General features: G+C 67.6%; 19 protein-coding genes and 1 other RNA gene. 9 read left to right on the top strand and 11 right to left on the bottom strand.

The annotated features are described in order from the left end of the window. Positions 1 to 35: 35 nt before the first annotated feature. From ACTIF2_RS04865 to ACTIF2_RS04855, 3 genes are read right to left on the bottom strand one after another with little or no spacing between them, the layout of a single operon-like run. Entirely contained in the window at positions 36 to 971 is a 936-nt protein-coding gene (locus ACTIF2_RS04865; RefSeq protein ID WP_439495912.1) for a tetratricopeptide repeat protein, read from the bottom strand. Further along, a complete protein-coding gene (locus ACTIF2_RS04860) occupies positions 968 to 1,615 on the bottom strand; it encodes a thiamine phosphate synthase (RefSeq protein WP_439495911.1) in 648 nt (215 codons plus the stop codon). The genes ACTIF2_RS04865 and ACTIF2_RS04860 overlap by 4 nt, the downstream gene beginning before the upstream one ends. Positions 1,616 to 1,617: 2 nt before the next feature. Next, a complete protein-coding gene (locus ACTIF2_RS04855; protein ID WP_439495910.1) occupies positions 1,618 to 2,772 on the bottom strand; it encodes a benzoate/H(+) symporter BenE family transporter in 1,155 nt (384 codons plus the stop codon). Between the two features lie 222 nt (positions 2,773 to 2,994). Here ACTIF2_RS04855 and ACTIF2_RS04850 point away from each other — a divergent pair, with 222 nt between their 5' ends. Further along, positions 2,995 to 5,004 (top strand): PhoX family protein, encoded by a 2,010-nt coding sequence (locus ACTIF2_RS04850; protein WP_439495909.1) that lies wholly within the window; start codon positions 2,995 to 2,997, stop codon positions 5,002 to 5,004. Between the two features lie 157 nt (positions 5,005 to 5,161). Here the strand turns inward: ACTIF2_RS04850 and ACTIF2_RS04845 are convergent, their stop codons facing one another. From ACTIF2_RS04845 to tkt, 7 genes are all read right to left on the bottom strand, one after another. Continuing rightward, on the bottom strand, positions 5,162 to 5,482 hold the full coding sequence (locus ACTIF2_RS04845; protein WP_439495908.1) for a low molecular weight protein tyrosine phosphatase family protein: 321 nt from the start codon (positions 5,480 to 5,482) through the stop codon (positions 5,162 to 5,164). Between the two features lie 54 nt (positions 5,483 to 5,536). Then, positions 5,537 to 6,619 carry a class II fructose-bisphosphate aldolase gene (gene fba, locus ACTIF2_RS04840; RefSeq protein ID WP_439495907.1) on the bottom strand — a complete coding sequence of 361 codons (1,083 nt, stop codon included), beginning with the start codon at positions 6,617 to 6,619 and terminating at the stop codon, positions 5,537 to 5,539. Between the two features lie 95 nt (positions 6,620 to 6,714). Further along, on the bottom strand, positions 6,715 to 6,939 hold the full coding sequence (locus tag ACTIF2_RS04835; protein ID WP_439495906.1) for a hypothetical protein: 225 nt from the start codon (positions 6,937 to 6,939) through the stop codon (positions 6,715 to 6,717). A 54-nt stretch (positions 6,940 to 6,993) separates the two neighbouring features. Further along, a complete protein-coding gene (locus ACTIF2_RS04830) occupies positions 6,994 to 8,187 on the bottom strand; it encodes a phosphoglycerate kinase (protein WP_439495905.1) in 1,194 nt (397 codons plus the stop codon). Beyond that, positions 8,184 to 8,666: a hypothetical protein gene (locus tag ACTIF2_RS04825; RefSeq protein WP_439495904.1), complete on the bottom strand. Its 483-nt coding sequence runs from the start codon at positions 8,664 to 8,666 to the stop codon at positions 8,184 to 8,186. The genes ACTIF2_RS04830 and ACTIF2_RS04825 overlap by 4 nt, the downstream gene beginning before the upstream one ends. A gap of 64 nt (positions 8,667 to 8,730) precedes the next feature. Further along, a complete protein-coding gene (gap, locus tag ACTIF2_RS04820; protein ID WP_439495903.1) occupies positions 8,731 to 9,741 on the bottom strand; it encodes a type I glyceraldehyde-3-phosphate dehydrogenase in 1,011 nt (336 codons plus the stop codon). 97 nt (positions 9,742 to 9,838) lie between these two features. Then, the gene (tkt, locus tag ACTIF2_RS04815; protein ID WP_439495902.1) at positions 9,839 to 11,836 is read right to left on the bottom strand and encodes a transketolase; all 1,998 of its coding nucleotides are present in this window, start codon (positions 11,834 to 11,836) and stop codon (positions 9,839 to 9,841) included. Positions 11,837 to 12,134: 298 nt separating this feature from the next. On the opposite strand from tkt, the gene ACTIF2_RS04810 reads away from it, so the two are divergent. From ACTIF2_RS04810 to ACTIF2_RS04780, 7 genes are all read left to right on the top strand, one after another. Beyond that, positions 12,135 to 12,407 (top strand): DUF4164 family protein, encoded by a 273-nt coding sequence (locus tag ACTIF2_RS04810; protein WP_439495901.1) that lies wholly within the window; start codon positions 12,135 to 12,137, stop codon positions 12,405 to 12,407. Positions 12,408 to 12,423: 16 nt separating this feature from the next. Continuing rightward, positions 12,424 to 12,792: a cell division protein ZapA gene (locus ACTIF2_RS04805; protein WP_439495900.1), complete on the top strand. Its 369-nt coding sequence runs from the start codon at positions 12,424 to 12,426 to the stop codon at positions 12,790 to 12,792. Between the two features lies 1 nt (position 12,793). Continuing rightward, on the top strand, positions 12,794 to 13,372 hold the full coding sequence (locus ACTIF2_RS04800) for a YcxB family protein (protein ID WP_439495899.1): 579 nt from the start codon (positions 12,794 to 12,796) through the stop codon (positions 13,370 to 13,372). Positions 13,373 to 13,527: 155 nt separating this feature from the next. Further along, a complete protein-coding gene (locus tag ACTIF2_RS04795) occupies positions 13,528 to 14,598 on the top strand; it encodes a D-alanine--D-alanine ligase family protein (protein WP_439495898.1) in 1,071 nt (356 codons plus the stop codon). A 145-nt stretch (positions 14,599 to 14,743) separates the two neighbouring features. Beyond that, positions 14,744 to 14,898, top strand: a non-coding RNA gene (gene ssrS, locus ACTIF2_RS04790) — 6S RNA. Positions 14,899 to 14,904: 6 nt separating this feature from the next. Then, the gene (locus ACTIF2_RS04785; protein WP_439495897.1) at positions 14,905 to 15,483 is read left to right on the top strand and encodes a 5-formyltetrahydrofolate cyclo-ligase; all 579 of its coding nucleotides are present in this window, start codon (positions 14,905 to 14,907) and stop codon (positions 15,481 to 15,483) included. 58 nt (positions 15,484 to 15,541) lie between these two features. Then, positions 15,542 to 16,369 carry a TIGR00282 family metallophosphoesterase gene (locus ACTIF2_RS04780; protein ID WP_439495896.1) on the top strand — a complete coding sequence of 276 codons (828 nt, stop codon included), beginning with the start codon at positions 15,542 to 15,544 and terminating at the stop codon, positions 16,367 to 16,369. A 12-nt stretch (positions 16,370 to 16,381) separates the two neighbouring features. On the opposite strand, the gene ACTIF2_RS04775 is transcribed toward ACTIF2_RS04780, so the two are convergent. After that, positions 16,382 to 17,746 (bottom strand): methyl-accepting chemotaxis protein, encoded by a 1,365-nt coding sequence (locus ACTIF2_RS04775; RefSeq protein WP_439495895.1) that lies wholly within the window; start codon positions 17,744 to 17,746, stop codon positions 16,382 to 16,384. Between the two features lie 225 nt (positions 17,747 to 17,971). On the opposite strand from ACTIF2_RS04775, the gene ACTIF2_RS04770 reads away from it, so the two are divergent. Then, positions 17,972 to 18,718, top strand: coding sequence for a YebC/PmpR family DNA-binding transcriptional regulator (locus ACTIF2_RS04770; RefSeq protein WP_439495894.1), 747 nt, complete (start codon positions 17,972 to 17,974; stop codon positions 18,716 to 18,718). Positions 18,719 to 18,799 lie beyond the last annotated feature (81 nt).

Genomic DNA, 18,799 nt, shown 5'->3' with positions numbered 1-18,799 from the left:
GCAACGTCAGCGCGCCGGCCCTGGAATTCAAGCCGTCACTTGCTCGGCTGGCTCGGCGTAGTCAAGGCCGTGCCTTCGATCCGCTGGGCGGCGAGCCGCGCTGCGCGGTTCAGCTGCTCCGGCGTCAGGCCGTCGACCAGCCGGTCGAGCACCGGGTCGTCGAGCCCCTGCGCGCGGGCCGCGAGATGCCAGGCGGCCGCCTCGGCCTTGTCCGGGGCGATGCCGCGCCCGGCCTGATAGAGCCGCGCCAGCCGGTTCTGGGCGATGGCGTTGCCCTTGTTGGCGGCGCGCAGGAAGAGCCTGGCTGCGGCGACCTCGTCCTTGGTGACGCCGTCGCCGTTGAACAGCATGATGGCGTATTCGATCTCGGCGGCGATCGTGCCGCTCTCGACGGCCTTCGCCATCCATTCCGCCGCCTTGGCGTTGTCCTGGTCGACGCCGCGGCCCTGCTTGTACAGGGAGCCGAGCGCATATTGCGCATCGCCGAGGCCGGCCTTGGCGGCGAGCTCGATACAGGCGACGGCGCGCTGGGCATCGGTGCTGCGCCCGGTCGCCAGCAGCGTGATCGCGAGATTGTAGTTCGCGGCGGGATGGCCGGCGGCCGCGGCGCGCTCGAGCAGGACGCCGGCCCGGGTCGCGTCGTGCTTCGGGTTGCCGTCGTCGAGCAGCGCGATGGCGAGCGCATAGACCGCGTTGATGTCGCCCCGCTCGGCCGCGCGCTCGTACCATTCGGTCGCGGCCTTCTGATCGGGCGCGACGCCGAGACCCTGGCGATAGATCTCGCCGAGCAGGGTCATGGCGGCCGCATCGTTGCTGTTCGCCTCGACCCGCTTCAGCGCCTCTTCCTGCGCGCGGCGGTAATGGCCGGCCTGATAGGCGCCATAGGCCTGGTCCGTCTCGGCCGCGTGCACGCCGCAGGCCAGGCTCGAGGCGAGCCCGGCGAGCATGAGGGCGCGCCGCAGGCGCTTCATCGCCCGGCCTTCCGCGCCGCGAAGGCGGCGATCGCGACATTGGCGCCCTCGACCAGGGCGCGGATGTCCTGGTCTTCGGCGAAAGCCCATTCGCCGAGCGCGACGAATTCGGCGCCGGTCTCGACGAGGGCGGGCAGGGAGGCGGCGTCCGGCGCATAGGCGACGCAAGGCGTCTCGAAGATCTCGGCCCACCAGGCGGCGCGCTCGATCACCGCCGGCAAGGGTGGCATCGAGCCGTCGGGCCGGGGCTCGCCGAACATGACATAGTCGACGCCGGCCTCGCCGACATCCATGGCGTCATGGCGTGCGCGCAGGCCGCCGGCGCCGATGATGCGCTCGTCGCGCAGGCTGGAACGGGCCTCGCGGATCGCCACGGGGCCTTCGGTCAGATGCACGCCGTCGGCGCCGCCGCGCGAGGCGATCAGCGCCGATCCCTCGACCACCAGCGCGACGCTGTTGGACTGCACCGGCCCGCAGAGGCGCTTGACGCGCTCGATCCGGCTGCGGTCGTCGCCCGCGGCGAGGCGCAGCAGCACGGCGGCGACGTCACCGCCGGCGAAGGCCTGCATCAGGCGGAAGGCGATGGCTTCGGCATCCGACACGGGCGGCGTGACGAGCATCAGGCGGGTCTGTGAAGCGGTCATGGTCATGATCTTGCGCGCAAACGGCCTGCGAGAGCGTCCAATGTCAAGACCGCAAGCCCGGCGACCAGGCTCCAGAAGGCCGAGCCGACGCCGAAGAGGGAGAGGCTGGACGCCGCGACCGCGAAGGTGATGACGGCGGCGAAGCGCTCGGAATCCTTGGCCATGGACTGGCCCAGCGCGCCGGTCAGCGAGCCGACGAGGCCCAGGCCCGCGACGGCGACGATCAGCGCCTTGGGCATGGCGATGATGAGCGCGAGCAGGAGGCCCGCGGTAGCGGCGATCGCGAGCCAGAACAGGCCGTAGACGATGCCGGCCTTCCAGCGCTGCTTGGGGTCGGGATGGGTGTCGGCCCCGGTGCAGATCGAGGCGCTGATCGCCGCCATGTTGACCATATGCGCGCCGAGCGGAGCGGCGAGGAAGGAGGTCAACCCGGTGACGAACAGGCAGGATGCCGTCGGCGGATTGTAGCCGGCGGCGCGCAGCACGGCGAAGCCGGGCAGATTCTGCGCCGCCATGGTGACGAGGTAGAGCGGAATGCCGATGCCGATGATCGCCGTCAGGTCGAAGCGCGGCCAGGTCAGGACGAGATCGGTCAGCGCGACGTTTCCGGCAGGGAGGCTCGCCATCCCGGTGCCGAAGGCGAGCGCCAGGCCGGCGACGAGCGCGGCGATGACGCCGAGGAAGGGGTTGATCAGCCGCGCGACGAGGAAGACCGCGAGAAGGGTCAAAACGAGGACGGGCTGCAGCTTCATCTCGTCGAAGACCGCCACGACGAAGCGGAAGATCACGCCGGCGAGCATGGCGGAGGCGATGCCCATCGGAATGCGCTCGATCAGCGCGCCGAGCGGCCGGAAGGTCGCGGTCAGCATCATCAGCGCCGCAGCGGCGAGAAAGCCGCCGATCGCGGCCGCGAGGTCGAAGCCGCTGGCCGCGGCGATCAGGGCGGCGCCCGGCGTCGACCAGGCGCAGATGATCGGCATGCGGTGGCGCCAGGACAGGACGATGCTGGCCAGACCCTTGGCGATCGCCAGCCCGACGATCCAGGACACCGTCTGTCCTTGCGTCGCGCCAATGGCCTGCGCGGCGGCGAGCACGACGGCGACCGAGGCGGCAAAGCCCACAAAGGCCGCGACCAGCGCGGAAAAGACGATCGACATCGGGCGCTCTGCAGCGGTGGCGGAAAGCCGCACCGGGGAGCGCGGCCGAAATGAGCTTTTCCTTCAACCAGAAAAGACCAGGGCTCGAAAGGCCGGGAGCGACGGCGCTGCATGTCGAGGACGCCTGTCACGGACCTGTCAAGCCGCGGGCCTATCTCTCGACTTGGTCGAATGTGAAGCTTGCATGCAAGCGATCGAGCAAGACTGGCGAGGACGATGGGCATGAGCGCCGACGACGATTTCGAAACACCCTTCGGCGCGAGCATGCTCGAGGCGGGCGATGCGCCGCCGCAGAACCCGAGCGACAACCCGACCATGGGCGAGTTGATCGGCCAGCGCTTCTCGCGCCGCGGCCTGCTCAAGGGCGCGCTCGCGGTGTCCGCGATCTCGGCGACGGTCGGCACTGCGGCGCTGGCGACCGCCGAGCAGGCCAGGGCGCAGGCCAAAGGCAACGGCTCGGCCTTCGCCTTCAAGGAGGTCGAGATCGGCGTCGATGCCGATCATCATGTCGCCGAGGGCTACGATGCGCAGGTGCTGCTGCGCTGGGGCGATCCGATCACCACTGACGCGCCGGCCTTCGACCCCGCCAGGCAGACGCCGGAGGCCCAGGCGAAGCAGTTCGGCTATAATAACGACTTCGTCGGCTACACCCCGATGCCGGGCGCTGCCGATCCGTCGGCCCACGGCCTGCTCTTCGTCAATCACGAATACACCAATCCTCACCTGATGTTCCCCGGCGTCGTCGAGATGAAGGACGGCAAGCCGGTGATGAAGAACGCCACGCCCGAGCGCTACGCCGTCGAGGCCATGGCGCATGGCGCGACCGTCGCCGAGATACGGCGCGTCGACGGCAAATGGGAGCTGGTGAAGGATTCCAGGTACAACCGGCGCATCACGGTCGCGACCGAGATGCAGCTCTCCGGCCCGGTCGCCGGCCATGACCGCGTCAAGACCAAGGTCGACCCGAGCGGCCGCAAGGTGCTCGGCACGCTCAACAACTGCTCGGGCGCGCTGACGCCCTGGGGCACCTTCGTCTCCGGCGAGGAGAATTTTCACGGCTATTTCTCCGGCAAGCTGCCGGAGGGCCACCGCGAGGAGGCGAATTACAAGCGCCTGGCGGTGCCGTCCTCGCCTTATGCCTGGGGCCGCTTCGAGGAGCGCTTCGACCTCGGCCGCGAGCCGAACGAGGCCAACCGCTTCGGCTGGGTGGTCGAGGTCGATCCGCTCGATCCGAACTCGGTCCCGAAGAAGCGCACCGCACTCGGCCGCTGCAAGCATGAAGGCGCCGACAACATCGTCGCCAGGGACGGCCGCGTCGTCGCCTATCTCGGCGACGACGAGCGCTTCGACTATGTCTACAAGTTCGTGACCGAAGGTCGCTTCGACCCGGCCAATCGCGCTGCTAACCTCGATCTGCTCGATTCCGGCACGCTCCATGTCGCGAAATTCTCGGCCGATGGCAGCGTCGAATGGCTGCCGCTCGTCTTCGGCCAGGGGCCGCTGACCGCCGCCAACGGCTTCGAGAGCCAGGCCGACGTGCTGATCGAGACCCGCCGCGCCGGCGATCTGCTGGGTGCGACCAAGATGGACCGCCCCGAGGACATCACGCCCAACCCGCAGACCGGCAAGGTCTATGTGATGCTGACCAACAACACGAGCCGCAAGGACGAGCAGGTTGATGCCGCCAATCCGCGGGCCAAGAACGCCTTCGGCCATATCATCGAGATCATCGAGGATGGCGGCGACCACACGGCGACGAAGGGACGCTGGGAGATCCTGCTGAAATGCGGCGATCCGTCCGTCGCCGCTGTCGGCGCGAGCTTCTCGACCGACACGACGAAGAACGGCTGGTTCGGCATGCCCGACAACGCCGTCGTCGATTCCGCCGGCCGCCTCTGGGTCGCGACCGACGGCAACAATATCGAGGAAACCGGCCGCACCGACGGGCTCTGGGCGGTCGATACGGACGGTGAGGCGCGCCGCACCTCCAGGCTGTTCTACCGCGTGCCGCATGGCGCCGAGCTCTGCGGCCCCTGCTTCACGCCCGACGACACCACCGCCTTCGTCGCCGTCCAGCATCCCGGCGATGACGGCCCGGACTGGCCGGCATTCGGCCGCCGCTCCCACTACGAGGACCTCTCGACCCGCTGGCCGGACTTCAAGCCGGACATGCCGGTACGGCCGTCCGTGGTGGCGATCACGAAGAAGGGTGGCGGGAAGATCGGGGTGTGACGCTCTTTCACCCTCATTGTCGGACGCCAGAGCGCGGGGACCTTCTCCTGTAAGGAGAGGGGTCCCTCGCGGCTTACCGGGACAAGAAAGGCGCCTTACGCCGCCTTCTTGGCGCCGAAGCTCGGGTCGAGCTCGCCCTTTGCGTAGCGCTTGGCCATCAAGGCAAAAACCGGCCAACCTTGTTTTCGAGCAGCCGCACGAGCACTGGGTCCATGAATTCGTAATCGTCCGGAATGTCGAGGCAGACCAGCCGGGCCTTCAGCTGCCGCTTGAAGCGACGCTGCAGCTTGTTGCGGTGTTCCTTCTCCATCACGAAGATCAGGTCGGCCCAGGCCACGATCTCGGCAGTCAGAGGCGTTTCAGCATCATGATTGGTTCCAGCCGACATCACTTCAAGATCAGGCCGCGCTGAGAAGATCTGTTCAGCCGTTGGGCTGCGCAAACGATTTTGACTGCAGACGAACAATACCCGCTTCATGAGTAGGTGCCGTCCCGGTTGCAATGATCGAAGCACCGGGACGGCATGTCCTGCTCAGGCCGCCTTCTTCGCGCCGAAGGTCGGGTCGAGCTCGCCCTTGGCATAGCGCTTGGCCATCTCGGCGGTGGTGAGCACGCGCTTGATCTTCGAGGCTTGGCCGGCGGTGTTGAACTCTTCCAGGCGCTGCCGGCAGAGCTTGGTCATCGCTTCCATGGCCGGCTTCAGATATTTGCGCGGGTCGAACTCGCCGGGGTTCTCGGAGAGGATCTTGCGGATCTGGCCGGTCATCGCCATGCGGTTGTCGGTGTCGATATTGATCTTGCGCACACCGTGCTTGATGCCGCGCTGGATCTCCTCGACCGGCACGCCCCAGGTCTGGGGCATCTTGCCGCCATACTGGTTGATGATGTCCTGCAGGTCCTGCGGCACCGAGGAGGAGCCGTGCATGACGAGATGCATGTTCGGCAGCTTCTTGTGGATCTCCTCGATGACATGCATGGCGAGGATCGCGCCGTCGGGCTTGCGGGTGAACTTGTAGGCGCCGTGCGAGGTGCCCATGGCGATGGCGAGCGCATCGACCTTGGTCTCGGCGACGAATTTCACAGCCTCGTCGGGATTGGTCAGGAGCTGGTCGTGGCTGAGCTTGCCCTCGAAGCCGTGACCGTCCTCCTTCTCGCCTTCGCCGCTCTCCAGCGAGCCGAGCACGCCAAGCTCGCCCTCCACCGAGATGCCGCCGAGATGGGCCATGTCGGTGACGGTCTTGGTGACGCCGACATTGTAGTCCCAGTCGCCCGGGGTCTTGCCGTCGGCCTTGAGCGAGCCGTCCATCATCACCGAGGTGAAGCCGGCCTGGATCGCGGTCATGCAGGTCGCGGGCTCGTTGCCGTGGTCGAGATGGACGCAGACCGGGATCTGCGGGTGGATCTCGGTCACCGCGTCCATCATGTGCTTGAGCATGACGTCGTTGGCGTAGCTGCGCGCGCCGCGCGAGGCCTGGATGATGACCGGGGAATCCGTGGCCGCAGCCGCCTCCATGATCGCGAGCGCCTGCTCCATGTTGTTGATGTTGAAGGCGGGCACGCCATAGTCGTTCTCGGCGGCGTGGTCGAGCAATTGGCGGAGCGTGATACGGGCCACTTCGGTCCTCCCGGTGCGTTGCAAGGTGTCTGGAAGGATTTAGTGCGACGGGCGCGATTTCGCAAAGCGAAAGCGGCCGACGGCGTGAAAACGGATCAGCGGCCGCGCGCTTCCAGCACGCGCACGCGCTCCTCGATCGCGGCGACCTGCTCGGCGAAATCGCCGGTCACGGCCTTGGCCATGACGAGGAGGCCGGCCGTGTCGCGGCGCTGCTTGCGGACGAGGTCCTCCAGCGTGTCGAAACGCTTGTCGTGATCGGCAAGCTGCGCCTGAATCTTCTTCAGGATCTCGAACATCGCTATCTGCGCGTTCTCGCTCATGGTGAGAACATAGCATAAACATGGGCTGCCGCAAGGGCAGTCCAGGCTGGTCCGTCAGCCCTGCCGCAGCGCCTCGACGCCCGGCAACGGCTTGCCCTCCATCCATTCGAGGAAGGCGCCACCCGCCGTCGAGACATAGGTCAGGTCATCGGCGACGCCGGCATGGTTCATCGCCGCGACGGTGTCGCCGCCGCCGGCGACCGCGACCAGCCTGCCGGCCTTGACGCGCTCGGCCGCCGCCTTGGCGACCGTCACCGTGGCGGTGTCGAAGGGCTTGAGCTCGAAGGCGCCGAAGGGGCCGTTCCAGACCAGTGTCCTGACGGTGTCGAGCTTGAGCACGACCTCGGCGACGCTGAGCGGGCCGGCGTCGAGAATCATCTCGCCCGCCTCGACCTCGCCGATCGGCACGACGCGGTGGCCGGGATTGGCCCTGAACTCGCGCGCCACCAGCGCATCGACCGGCAGCATGATCTCGCAGCCGGCTTCCTTCGCCTTCGCCTCGATCTCGCGGGCGGTGGCGGCGAGATCATGCTCGCAAAGCGACTTGCCGACATCGATGCCGCGCGCCGCCAGGAAGGTGTTGGCCATGCCGCCGCCGATGACGAGGACATCGACTTGTCTCACCAGATTGCCGAGCAGCTCGAGCTTGGTCGAGACCTTGGCGCCGCCGACGATCGCCATCACCGGCCGGGCGGGGTTGTCGAGACCGGCAGAGAGCGCCTCGAGCTCGGCCTGCATGGTGCGGCCGGCATAGGCGGGCAGGGCATGCGCCAGCCCTTCGGTCGAGGCATGGGCGCGGTGGGCGGCCGAGAAGGCGTCGTTGACGAAAAGGTCGCCATTGGCGGCGAGCGCCCGGACGAAAGCCGCGTCGTTCTTCTCGTCGCCAGCATGGAAGCGGGTGTTCTCGAGCAGCAGGACCTCGCCGTTCTTCGCGGCAGCGACGGCCTTGGCGACGTCATCGCCGATGCAGTCCTCGACGAAGGTCACCGGCTGGCCGAGCGCGTGGGCGAGCGCGGGGACGACCTGCTTCAGGCTGTCCTTGGCGTCGCGCCCCTTCGGCCGTCCGAAATGCGCGAGTAGGATGGCCTTGCCGCCCTTCTGCGCAATCTCGCGGATGGTCGGCAGGATGCGGTCGATCCGGGTCGTGTCGGTGACCTTGCCGTCTTCCATCGGCACGTTGAGATCGACGCGGACAAGCACGCGCTTGCCGGCGAGATCGGCGTCGTCGAGCGTCCGGAAGGCTGTCACGGCAGCAGGCTCGGGACCAGGCCGGGGACGCCGAATTTCAGGACGAGGACGGTGAGCAGCACGGTCAGGAGCGCCGTGACGATCGCGGTCACGAAGAGCGTGCCGGCGCGCGGCGTCGAATCGACGCGGTAGCGCAGGGCCGTGACCTCCTGGCGGATGCCGGCGAAGTCCATTGCGCCGGTGGCGGTCTCGACCTTCTGGGCGCTGCGCTCGAGCGAGGCTTCGGCGCGGGTCAGGATGGCCTCGTAGCGGGCGAATTTCTCCTCGATCCGCGCGGCCTTCTCCTCGATGCGGGAGAGCTGGTCGAGCTTGCGGGGCTCCGTGACCGGCGCAACCTCGCTTGCCGAAACGGGGACCGAGACCGGAACCGGCGAGGCCTGGCTGAACACGGGCGGGGGCGACTGCGTCGTCACCGGCTCGACGGCGGCCGGCTCGGCTGGCTTGGCGGGCGCGGTGACGGTCGGCTCGATCTTGCTCATGTGCTTTCCGTTCATTCCAGGAGGATCGGGGCCGCGCGACGGCGCAGCCCCTCGGGCTGAGAGGTCAGATGAGCTTCGCCATGGCGACAGCGGTGTCGCTCATGCGGTTCGAGAAGCCCCACTCGTTGTCGTACCAGGACAGGACGCGGACGAACTTGTCGTCCATGACCTTGGTCTGATCGAGTGCGAAGGTCGAGGAGGCCGGGTCGTGGTTGAAGTCCATCGAGACGTTGGGCTGGTCGGTGACCGCGAGGATGCCCTTCAGCGGCCCGCGCTTGCTGGCCTTCAGGATCGCCTCGTTGATCTTCTCGACCGTGGTCTTGCGCTTCGAGATGAACTTGAAATCAACAACCGAGACGTTGGGCGTCGGCACGCGGATCGAGGTGCCGTCGAGACGGCCCTTGAGCTCGGGAATGACGAGGCCGATCGCCTTGGCGGCGCCGGTCGAGGTCGGGATCATCGAGAGCGCCGCGGCGCGGCCCCGGTAGAGATCCTTGTGCATGGTGTCGAGCGTCGGCTGGTCGCCGGTATAGGCATGGATCGTGGTCATGAAGCCCTTGTCGATGCCGACCGCGTCCTGCAGCACCCGGACGACCGGGGCGAGGCAGTTCGTGGTGCAGGAGGCGTTCGAGACGACGAGATGGTCCTTGGTCAGGGCGCCGTCGTTGACGCCGAACACCACCGTCAGGTCGGCGCCGTCGCAGGGGGCCGAGACGAGGACGCGCTTGGCGCCGGCGGCGAGATGGGCCGCGGCCTTCTCGCGGGTGGTGAAGATGCCGGTGCATTCCAGCGCGATGTCGACGCCGAGCGCCTTGTGCGGCAGATCCTTGGGATCGCGCACGGCGGTGACCTTGATCGGGCCGCGGCCGACATCGATCGTGTCGCCGGAGACCGTCACGGTGCCGGGGAAGCGGCCATGGACGGAGTCGAAGCGGAAGAGATGGGCATTGGTCTCGACCGGGCCGAGATCGTTGATCGCCACGACCTCGATATCCTTGCGCTTCGACTCGATGATCGCACGCAGGACGTTGCGCCCGATGCGGCCGAAGCCGTTGATCGCCACCTTGACCGTCATCTCAATCCTCTCCTTCGCCGGGTTTCGGCGTTGCTACCCTCTTTCACGCGGGCAAATCGACCAAACTAGGGCCGAACGCAAGTGCGCCGCGTGAATCTCAGGCGTTATGACGCTTCATAGCGGCTTCGACCACTGCGTCGGGCGTAATGCCGAAATGCTTGTAGACGTCCTTATAGGGGCCGCTGGCGCCGAAGGAGGCCATGCCGACGAAGAGGCCGTCATGGCCGATCACCGCGTCCCAGCCGAAGCGCACCGCCGCCTCGACGGCGATCCTGATCGGCGCGTCGCCGATGATCTTGTCCTGCGTCGCCTCGTCCTGGGCGAGCAGCAGTTCGAGCGAGGGCACGGAGACGACGCGAGCACGCACGCCCTTCTCGGCCAGTTGCTTGCGGGCCGCGACCGCGATCTCGAGCTCGGAGCCCGAGGCGAAGAGCGAGACCTGGGCCTTGCCGCCTTCGGCCGGCAGCAATTCATAGGCGCCCTTGGCCGAACGGTTGGTGGCGGTGCCGTCGGTGCGCAGCGGCGCGAGATTCTGGCGCGAGAGCGCGAGCACGGTCGGGCCGTCCGTGCGCTCCAGCGCGATCTGCCAGGCTTCCGCCGTTTCGATCGCGTCGGCCGGGCGCAGCACGCGCATGTTCGGCATGGCGCGCAGGCTGGCGATCTGCTCGACGGGCTGATGGGTCGGGCCGTCCTCGCCGAGACCGATCGAGTCATGGGTCATGACATAGACCACCGGCAGGCCCATCAGGGCGGCGAGCCGCATCGAGGGGCGAGCATAGTCGGCGAAGACCAGGAAGGTGCCGCCGGCGGTGCGGAAGCCGCCATGCAAGGTGATGCCGTTCATCGCGGCGGCCATGCCGTGCTCGCGGATGCCGTAGCGGACATAGCGGCCCTTCGGCGTCTTCGGCGTGAAATCGTCGAGGCCCTTGGCCTTGGTGTTGTTCGAGGGCGTCAGGTCGGCGGAGCCCGAGACCAGCTCGGGCATCACCGGGACGATGACGTCGAGCGCGAGCTCGGAGGCCTTGCGGGTCGCGACGGTGACCGGATTGGCGGCGAGCGCCTTCTTGTGCGCGACGATCGCCTTGTCGAGCTTGGCCGGGACGGTGTGGGCGAGGCGGCGCTCGAATTCGGCGCGCTTGCGCGACGAGAGCGCATCATAGCGGCCCTGCCACTCCTTGCGCGCGGCGCTGCCTGCGGCGCCGAAGCCGCGCCAAACCTTGAGCAGGTCGGGAGCGATCTCGAAGGCGCCGCCGGTGATGCCGAGCGCCTTCTTGGCGGCGGCGAGCTCCTCAGTGCCGAGCGGCTCGCCATGGGCCTTGGAGGTGCCGGCCTTCTTCGGCGCGCCGAAACCGATCACCGTCTTGCAGGCGATCATGGTCGGCTTGCTCGACTTCTGGGCGCGGCGGATCGCGGCCTCGATCGCGTCGGGATCATGGCCGTCGACGCGCTCCGAGCGCCAGCCGCAGGCCTTGAAGCGCGCGACCTGGTCGACCGAATCGGAGATCGAGAGCGGGCCGTCGATCGAGATGCCGTTATCGTCCCAGAACACGATCAGCTTGTTGAGCTTCTGATGGCCGGCGAGCGCGATCGCCTCCTGGCTGATGCCCTCCATCAGGTCGCCGTCGGAGGCGAGGACATAGGTGTGGTGATCGACGACCTTCTTGCCGAATTCGGCGGCGAGCATGCGCTCCGCCATCGCCATGCCGACCGAGGTTGCGAGGCCCTGGCCGAGCGGGCCCGTCGTGGTCTCGACGCCGAGCGTCATGAAATTCTCAGGGTGCCCGGGCGTCTTCGATTCGAGCTGGCGGAACTTCTTCAGGTCGTCGAGGGCCATGCCGGGCGTGCCGGTGAGATAGAGCAGGGCGTAGAGCAGCATCGAGCCGTGCCCGGCCGAGAGCACGAAGCGGTCGCGGTCGGGCCAGCGCGGTTCGGCCGCGTCATAGGTCATGATGCGCGTGAACAGCACGGTCGCGACGTCGGCAGCGCCCATCGGCAGGCCGGGATGGCCGGACTTGGCCTGCTCGACCCCGTCCATCGCCAGGGCGCGAATGGCGTTGGCGAGCTTGTCGTGCTGGGCGCGGTCGATCGTGGTCATGGCGTCCTGGGCTCCGGCGTGCGGAAGATGTGCGGCCGTGGCCGAGCCTGTCCGTGCGGCAGGCCGACGACGGCCCGATGGGCTTTTCGGGGCACCGTTTCGTGCCGGTGCTCGATAGGATGCCCGCTCTCCCCGAGTCAATTCACTTGGCCGATCAGATGGCTGATCGTGCGGCCCCGGATGGCGGAGCCGCCGCGTTCGCCAGAAAACCCGTTCCCACTTTTCCGGCACATGCTCTAGGCTCGCGAATCGCAGAGCCGGCTTCGATGTTAAGAGGAGGACGACGGTGGCGAGCTTGATGCTGGACAATGCGCTGGCGCGCCTCGACGGTGCACTTGCGCAACTGGAGGCTTCGGCGAGGCGGCGCATCGAGGCGGAGCGCGGACACGCCAATCTCGAAACCGAGCTGACGCTGATGCAGGATGACAGGGCGCGGCTCGCTGCCGAGCTCGACGGAGCGATCGCCCGCGTCGGCCAGGTGGAGAGTGCTGCCAACGATGTCGACAGCCGACTCGAGAAGGCCATGGGCGCAGTCGGCGAAGTGATCGCCCGGTCCCAGGCGCGGGCATGATGACAAGGGGCGTACAATGCCGCAGGTGAATGTCACGATCGCCGGCAAGGCCTATCGGATGGCATGCGGAGAGGGCGAGGAAGCCCATCTGGAAGGTCTCGCCAGCCTCTATGACGGCAAAATCGACGAGATGCGCCAGGCCTTCGGCGAGATCGGCGACATGCGATTGCATGTCATGGCCGCGCTGATGGTGGCCGACGAGGTCTCCGAGCTGAAGCAACGGGTCGCGACGCTGGAGACCACGCTCGCAGCGATCAAGGGCGATGCCGGCTCGGCCGACCAGCGCCTCGGCGAGGTCGAGGAGCGGGCGGCGGAGGCGCTGGTCGCCGCGGCCGAGCGGATCGAGAGCGTGGCCCGCAGTTTGATTCCGAGCCCGGCGGGGTGACATGCTGCGCCTGGCCGCGCTCCAGCCGCGGCCGTCTCGGAGACTGTCGGGGGCTTGGATGCCGGCTGAAATGAACCGCGCGGTGAGCTTCACCCTGACGGCTGAGGACTATGCGGCCGCGAACAAGCTGTACGTGCTGAAGTCCTACAAGGGCGGCGTCGGGATCATCGCCGTCGCCGGGATGCTGCTGCTTTACGGGCTATTCTTTCGCTCCGAATATGCCGGCGACGGGTCGTATCGGTGGCTCGCCACCGTCTTCTACGGAGCCGCGATCGGGCTGCTGGCGCTGCCTCTCCTGTCATATTTCGTGCTCGCGCCGCGCTCGGCGCGCAAGACCTATCGGCAGCAGAAATCGTTGCAGCAGCCCCTCACGTTTTCCTGGTCCCAGGCGGGCCTCAAGGTGACGAGCGAGGCCGGCGAGTGGCTGACGCCCTGGGACCATTATCTCAAGCGGGCGGAGAACGACGAGACGCTGCTGTTCTATCAAGCGCCGCGCCTGTTCCAGATGCTGCCGAAGCGCGTGCTGTCGCCCGAGCAAGTAGCTGATCTGCGCGAATGCGCCATCGGCGTGAAGGGATGAAAGGGGACAAGCGACAGGTTCGCCTTCCCCTTCTCAGTTGGGCTCAACCCGATTCTGCCGTAGGGCATGGCACCCCGGCAAGGTAAACCGTTTCTTAGCGGAGATGCGCCCCAATGCGGGGCCTGCCGCAACAGGCCCATACAGAAAGCACAGCGATGACCGACCGACTCCGCGTCGCCATTCTCCTCGGCGGGCAGTCCGCCGAGCATGAGGTCTCCCTCCTCTCCGCCGGCAATGTGGTGAAGGCGATCGACAAGGCGAAATACGATGTCGTGCCGATCCTGATCAGCAAGAGCGGGCAGTGGCACCTGCTCGAGCTGCAGAACGGCGTCCTGCCCGATCCGATCCCCGAGACCGGCGCAGAGATCTGCCTCCTGCCAGGCGGCCGCGGCCGGCTGCTCAGCCTGACGCAGGGCGGCGCGCCGGAAGAGCTGAAGGCGATCGACGTCCTGTTCCCCGTCCTGCACGGGCTGAATGGCGAGGACGGTTCGATCCAGGGGTTGGCTCAGGTGGCGGGCGTGCCGCTGGCGGGCTGCGGCATCCTCGGCTCGGCGACGGCGATCGACAAGGACATCGCCAAGCGGCTCCTGCGCGAGGCCGGGCTCCTGGTCGCGCGCTCGATCACCGTGCGGCATGGAGATGCCCCGTCGTTCGAGGCGGCTAGCGCGGCGCTCGGCCTGCCGCTTTTCGTCAAGCCGGCCCGGCAGGGTTCCTCGGTCGGCGTCAGCAAGGCGACGACGGCCGAGGAATTCGCCGCCGCACTGACCGAGGGCTTTAAATACGACCGCAAGCTGCTGGTTGAGGAGTTTATCGCCGGGCGCGAGATCGAGTGCAGTGTGCTCGAACAGGCCGATGGCGAGACCATCGTTTCCGTCCCCGGCGAGATCGTCACGGCGGCGAGCCACGGCTTCTATACCTATGAGGCCAAATATCTCGACGAAACCGGCGCCGAGGTCGTCGTGCCCGCCGATCTGCCGGACGAGGTGGCGGACAGGATCAGGGCGCTGGCGAAACAGGCCTTCCAGGCGCTGGGCTGCGACGGCATGGCGCGCGTCGATTTCTTCCTGCGCCCGGACATGAGCGCGGTGGTGAACGAGGTCAACACGATCCCCGGCTTCACCGATATCAGCATGTATCCGAAGGCGCTGGCGGCGAGCGGGATCGCCTATCCCGACCTGATCGACAGGGTGATCCGGCACGGGCTGGCGCGGGGAACGGGGGTGTGAGTCGCCCCCGTCATTGCGAGCGCAGCGAAGCAATCCAGAGGGATTGCTTGAGGCCCCTGGATTGCTTCGTCGCTACGCTCCTCGCAATGACGGGGTGGTCGCAATCCCACTGGCGCTTTGTCGGCGCCCGTCTTACATAGCTCTGGCGGGGCTGCCCGGTGCGTGAGAATATGTATTCCCGGGCCCATACGATCTCCTCGGGAGCTGTCCCTGACCGGGTCCCTGGACCCGGACATATGGCGCCCACCTACTCAGTAGGTGTCCCGGGATCGAAAATTCCACGGCCATGGTGGCTCCGCACTCTTCATGAAACCTGATCTTTCGACCGCCGCCTCCCGCATCAAGAGCGAGCTGCGAGCGCAGGCGCTGGAGCGCCGCGACGGCCTCGACCTCGACGAGCGGCTGGAATGGGACCAGGCGATCGTCACACGCGCGCTGGCGCTGCCGGCGCTCGACGGTCCCGGCCCGGTCTCGGCCTATTGGCCGATGCGCTCGGAGGCCGATCCGCGGCCGATCCTGGAGGCCCTGCACGCTCGCGGCATCCCGCTCTGCCTGCCCGCGATCGTCCGCGGCGCCATGCTGTTCCGGCGCTGGGCGCCGTGGGAGCCGATCGTGCCCGGCGGCTTCGGCACGCTGGTTCCCGAGCTGCAGCAGCCCGGGGTGAAGCCGAGGCTGCTGATCGTGCCGCTCGCGGCCTTCGACCGGCGCGGCTATCGCATCGGCTATGGCAAGGGCTATTACGACCGGGCGCTGAGCGAGCTCGGCCCGGTGGTCTCGGTGGGCATCGGCTATGGCGCACAGGAGATCGCCGAAGTGCCCGACGAGCCGCATGATCGCAGGCTCGACTGGATCGTGACCGAGCGCGAGACGATCCGCTGCGGTTGATTCATCGCCGGGTTCGGGCCAGTGAAGGCGTTTGCAGCCCGCCCATCAGGTCCTTGCCATGCGTTTCCTCTTTCTCGGCGATGTCGTCGGCCGCCCCGGGCGTGTCGCGGTGCAGGAAAAGCTGCCGGGCCTGCGCGAGCGTTGGAAGCTCGATTGCGTCGTGATCAACGGCGAGAATTCGGCGGGCGGCTTCGGCATCACCGAGACGATCTGCGACGAGCTGATCGCGGCCGGCGCCGATGTCGTCACGCTCGGCAACCATTCCTGGGACCAGCGCGAGGCGCTGGTCTTCATCGAACGCCAGCCGCGTATGATCCGGCCCGCCAATTATCCAACCGGCACGCCCGGCCGCGGCGCGGCCGTGATCGAGGCGCGTAACGGGGCGCGGGTGCTTGTCGTCAACGTCATGGGCCGGCTCTTCATGGACCCGCTCGACGATCCCTTCGGCGCGGTCGAGCGCGAGCTTTCGGCCTGCCCGCTCGGCGAGGTTGCCGATGCGGTGATCGTCGACGTCCATGCCGAGGCGACGAGCGAGAAGCAGGCGATGGCCTATTTCCTCGACGGCCGCGCCAGCCTCGTCGTCGGCACCCATACCCATGCGCCGACCTCGGACACCCGCATCCTGCCCGGCGGCACGGCCTATCAGTCCGATGCCGGCATGTGCGGCGACTACGATTCGATCCTCGGCATGCATCGCGAGGAGCCGGTGCGGCGCTTCCTGCAGAAGACGCCGGGCGCGCGGCTGGAGCCGGCGACCGGGCCCGGCACGCTGTCGGGCGTCGCGGTCGAGATCGACGACGCGACCGGGCTCGCCAGCGCGGTCTGGGCGGTCAGGGTCGGGCCGCATCTCAGCGAGGCGCTGCCGGAGGCCTGGGAGCGCGGCTGAGCGGCCTGCGGGTCAGGCGGCGCGGCTCTGCTTCGCCAGACTGGCGAAGGCCGTGGTCAGCGAGGCGGCCTGTTTCGCCAGCGCTTCCGCGACGCTGAGGACGTCGGCGACATTGCTGCCGGCCGTCTGCGCCATGTCGCTGACGCCGCTGACAGCCTGAGCGACTTCCTGGGTGCCGAGCGCGGCGAGATTGACGCTGCGGGCGATCTCCTGCGTCGCGGCGCGCTGCTCGTCGATCGAGCCGGCGATCATCACCGTCGTCCGGTCCATCTGGGTGACGAAGGCGACGATGCTCTCGATCGCCGAAACCGCCTCGCGGGTCGCCGCCTGCATCGCCGGGACCTGGGCGGCGATCTCGTCGGTCGCTTGCGCGGTCCGCGCCGAAAGCTGTTTGACCTCGTTGGCGACGACGGCAAAGCCGCGCCCGCTCTCGCCGGCGCGCGCGGCCTCGATCGTGGCGTTGAGCGCGAGCATGTTGGTCTGCGCCGCGATCGTCTTGATCATCTCGACCACGGAGCCGATCGTCTCGGCCGAATGGGCCAGGCTCTTGACGATGATGTCGGTCTTGAGCGCCGCGGCATTGGCGTCATGGGCCATGTTTGCCGCGCGTGAAATCTCGGAGGACACGTCGTTGAGCGAGATCGAGAGCTCCTCGGTGGCACTGGCGACATGCTGCACGTTGAGCGAAGCCTCGTCCGATGCCTGGGCGGCGACGACCGCCTGGGTGCCCGTGTCCTGGACCACGCCGCTCACGGCGCGGGCCATGATCTCGACCTTGTCGGCGCCGGTGCTCACGGTCTCGACGACACCGCGCACAGTGACCTCGAAGGCCTCGAGCTCCTTGCTCCGGCGCGCCCGGTTCTGGCGCTGTACATCGGCATAGGTTTCCAGCAGCAGCTCGAGGTCGAACTGGACCGCCTTGTTCAGGGCGGCGCGCATCGCGATGCTGCGCATGAAGCGCTTGCGCTGCCAGAAGCCGTTGAGCTTCTGCAGGCCGGCGCGGTCGAGCCCGAGTTCCTTGCCGATCTGGTTGGAGACGATGGCGTGGCAGATCGCGACTGCATAGACCGGGACGCCATGGCGATAGAAGGCGGCGGCCAGGCGATGCGCGGATTCGACGAAGCCGTCATCGATCTGTCCCGAGGCGAGCCTGACCCAGTGGGCCAGCCGCAATTCGTGGACCTCGGGGGTGCGCAAGGCCCGGCCGGTCTCGGGCCAGGCGTCGAACTCGCCATGCAGCTCCTCGAGCAGCGCCGGCAGCCGGGTGCTGGCGAAGTCCGAAAGCCGGTGCAACAGCGCAAGGTCGGCGGGGCCAATCTGAAACGCGCGAAAGCGCACGTCCTGCTGCGCGATGCCTATAGGGGACACGGTCGTCATGGAACTCAACGGGAAACGGAATTCGGAAGGGCAGGCGATCAGCGCGGTCTCGGTCGGCACAATCTGAAGCGTTTCGGCAAAGAATGGCTTAACAGGCGGACGGCGGCGCGCGGTTGTCCGCGGCTTGCCTGCCGGCAAAGGGCGCGCCTATAAGGCCGCTTCACCGGCCGGGATGGTTCCAGCCCGCCGGAAACCTGTCGACAGCGGCAATAGAGGCTGAAACCCATGGCCGGGCATTCCCAGTTCAAGAACATCATGCACCGCAAGGGCAAGCAGGACGCGGTGCGCTCCAAGCTGTTCTCGAAACTGGCCCGCGAAATCACCGTCGCCGCCAAGATGGGCATGCCCGACCCGAACATGAATCCGCGCCTGCGCATGGCGGTGCTCGCGGCGCGCGCGGAAAACATGCCGAAGGACAATATCGAGCGGGCGATCAAGAAGGCGATCGGCGGTGAGGGCGAGAATTATGACGAGGTTCGCTACGAGGGCTACGGCCCGGGCGGAGCCGCCGTCATCGTCGAGGCGCTGACCGACAACCGCAACCGCACCGCGTCTGCCGTACGCTCCTATTTCACCAAGTCCGGCGGCGCGATGGGCGAGAGCAACTCGGTCTCGTTCATGTTCAACCGGGTCGGCGAGGTCAGCTATCCGCCGGAGGCCGGCGATGCCGACACGGTGATGGAGGCGGCGATCGAGGCCGGCGCCGACGACGTGATCAGCGACGAGAACGGCCATGTCATCCTGTGCGCCTTCGATTCGCTCAACGAAGTCTCGAAGGCGCTGGAGGCCGCGCTCGGCGCGCCGGCCTCGGCCAAGCCGGTCTGGCGCCCGACCACGACCGCGCCCCTCGACGAGGACAAGGCCGCCTCGATGATGCGGCTGATGGAGGCGCTCGACAATGACGACGACGTGCAGAACGTCTTCGCCAATTTCGAGATCGCCGACGAGGTGATGGCGAAGCTGAGCGCCTGAGTTTCAAGCGTCATTCCCGGGCGGAGCGTGGCGGTGTGTCCGCCGTCATGCTCGGGCTTGACCCGAGCATCTCCGGACGGT

The sequence above is a fragment of the Allobosea sp. genome (genome assembly GCF_051860145.1).
Lineage (GTDB): Bacteria > Pseudomonadota > Alphaproteobacteria > Rhizobiales > Beijerinckiaceae > Allobosea.
This window is presented reverse-complemented; position numbering and strand designations above follow the sequence as displayed.

Coding starts and splice junctions, on each gene's coding strand:
- ACTIF2_RS04775 (WP_439495895.1), bottom strand. CDS start 17,746: ATGACGACCGTGTCCCCTATAGGCATCGCGCAGCAGGACGTGCGCTTT.
- ACTIF2_RS04800 (WP_439495899.1), top strand. CDS start 12,794: ATGCTGCGCCTGGCCGCGCTCCAGCCGCGGCCGTCTCGGAGACTGTCG.
- ACTIF2_RS04810 (WP_439495901.1), top strand. CDS start 12,135: ATGCTGGACAATGCGCTGGCGCGCCTCGACGGTGCACTTGCGCAACTG.
- ACTIF2_RS04780 (WP_439495896.1), top strand. CDS start 15,542: ATGCGTTTCCTCTTTCTCGGCGATGTCGTCGGCCGCCCCGGGCGTGTC.
- ACTIF2_RS04860 (WP_439495911.1), bottom strand. CDS start 1,615: ATGACCGCTTCACAGACCCGCCTGATGCTCGTCACGCCGCCCGTGTCG.
- ACTIF2_RS04825 (WP_439495904.1), bottom strand. CDS start 8,666: ATGAGCAAGATCGAGCCGACCGTCACCGCGCCCGCCAAGCCAGCCGAG.
- ACTIF2_RS04835 (WP_439495906.1), bottom strand. CDS start 6,939: ATGAGCGAGAACGCGCAGATAGCGATGTTCGAGATCCTGAAGAAGATT.
- ACTIF2_RS04855 (WP_439495910.1), bottom strand. CDS start 2,772: ATGTCGATCGTCTTTTCCGCGCTGGTCGCGGCCTTTGTGGGCTTTGCC.
- gap (WP_439495903.1), bottom strand. CDS start 9,741: ATGACGGTCAAGGTGGCGATCAACGGCTTCGGCCGCATCGGGCGCAAC.
- ACTIF2_RS04805 (WP_439495900.1), top strand. CDS start 12,424: ATGCCGCAGGTGAATGTCACGATCGCCGGCAAGGCCTATCGGATGGCA.
- ACTIF2_RS04865 (WP_439495912.1), bottom strand. CDS start 971: ATGAAGCGCCTGCGGCGCGCCCTCATGCTCGCCGGGCTCGCCTCGAGC.
- ACTIF2_RS04785 (WP_439495897.1), top strand. CDS start 14,905: ATGAAACCTGATCTTTCGACCGCCGCCTCCCGCATCAAGAGCGAGCTG.
- ACTIF2_RS04845 (WP_439495908.1), bottom strand. CDS start 5,482: ATGAAGCGGGTATTGTTCGTCTGCAGTCAAAATCGTTTGCGCAGCCCA.
- ACTIF2_RS04850 (WP_439495909.1), top strand. CDS start 2,995: ATGAGCGCCGACGACGATTTCGAAACACCCTTCGGCGCGAGCATGCTC.
- ACTIF2_RS04770 (WP_439495894.1), top strand. CDS start 17,972: ATGGCCGGGCATTCCCAGTTCAAGAACATCATGCACCGCAAGGGCAAG.
- ACTIF2_RS04795 (WP_439495898.1), top strand. CDS start 13,528: ATGACCGACCGACTCCGCGTCGCCATTCTCCTCGGCGGGCAGTCCGCC.
- tkt (WP_439495902.1), bottom strand. CDS start 11,836: ATGACCACGATCGACCGCGCCCAGCACGACAAGCTCGCCAACGCCATT.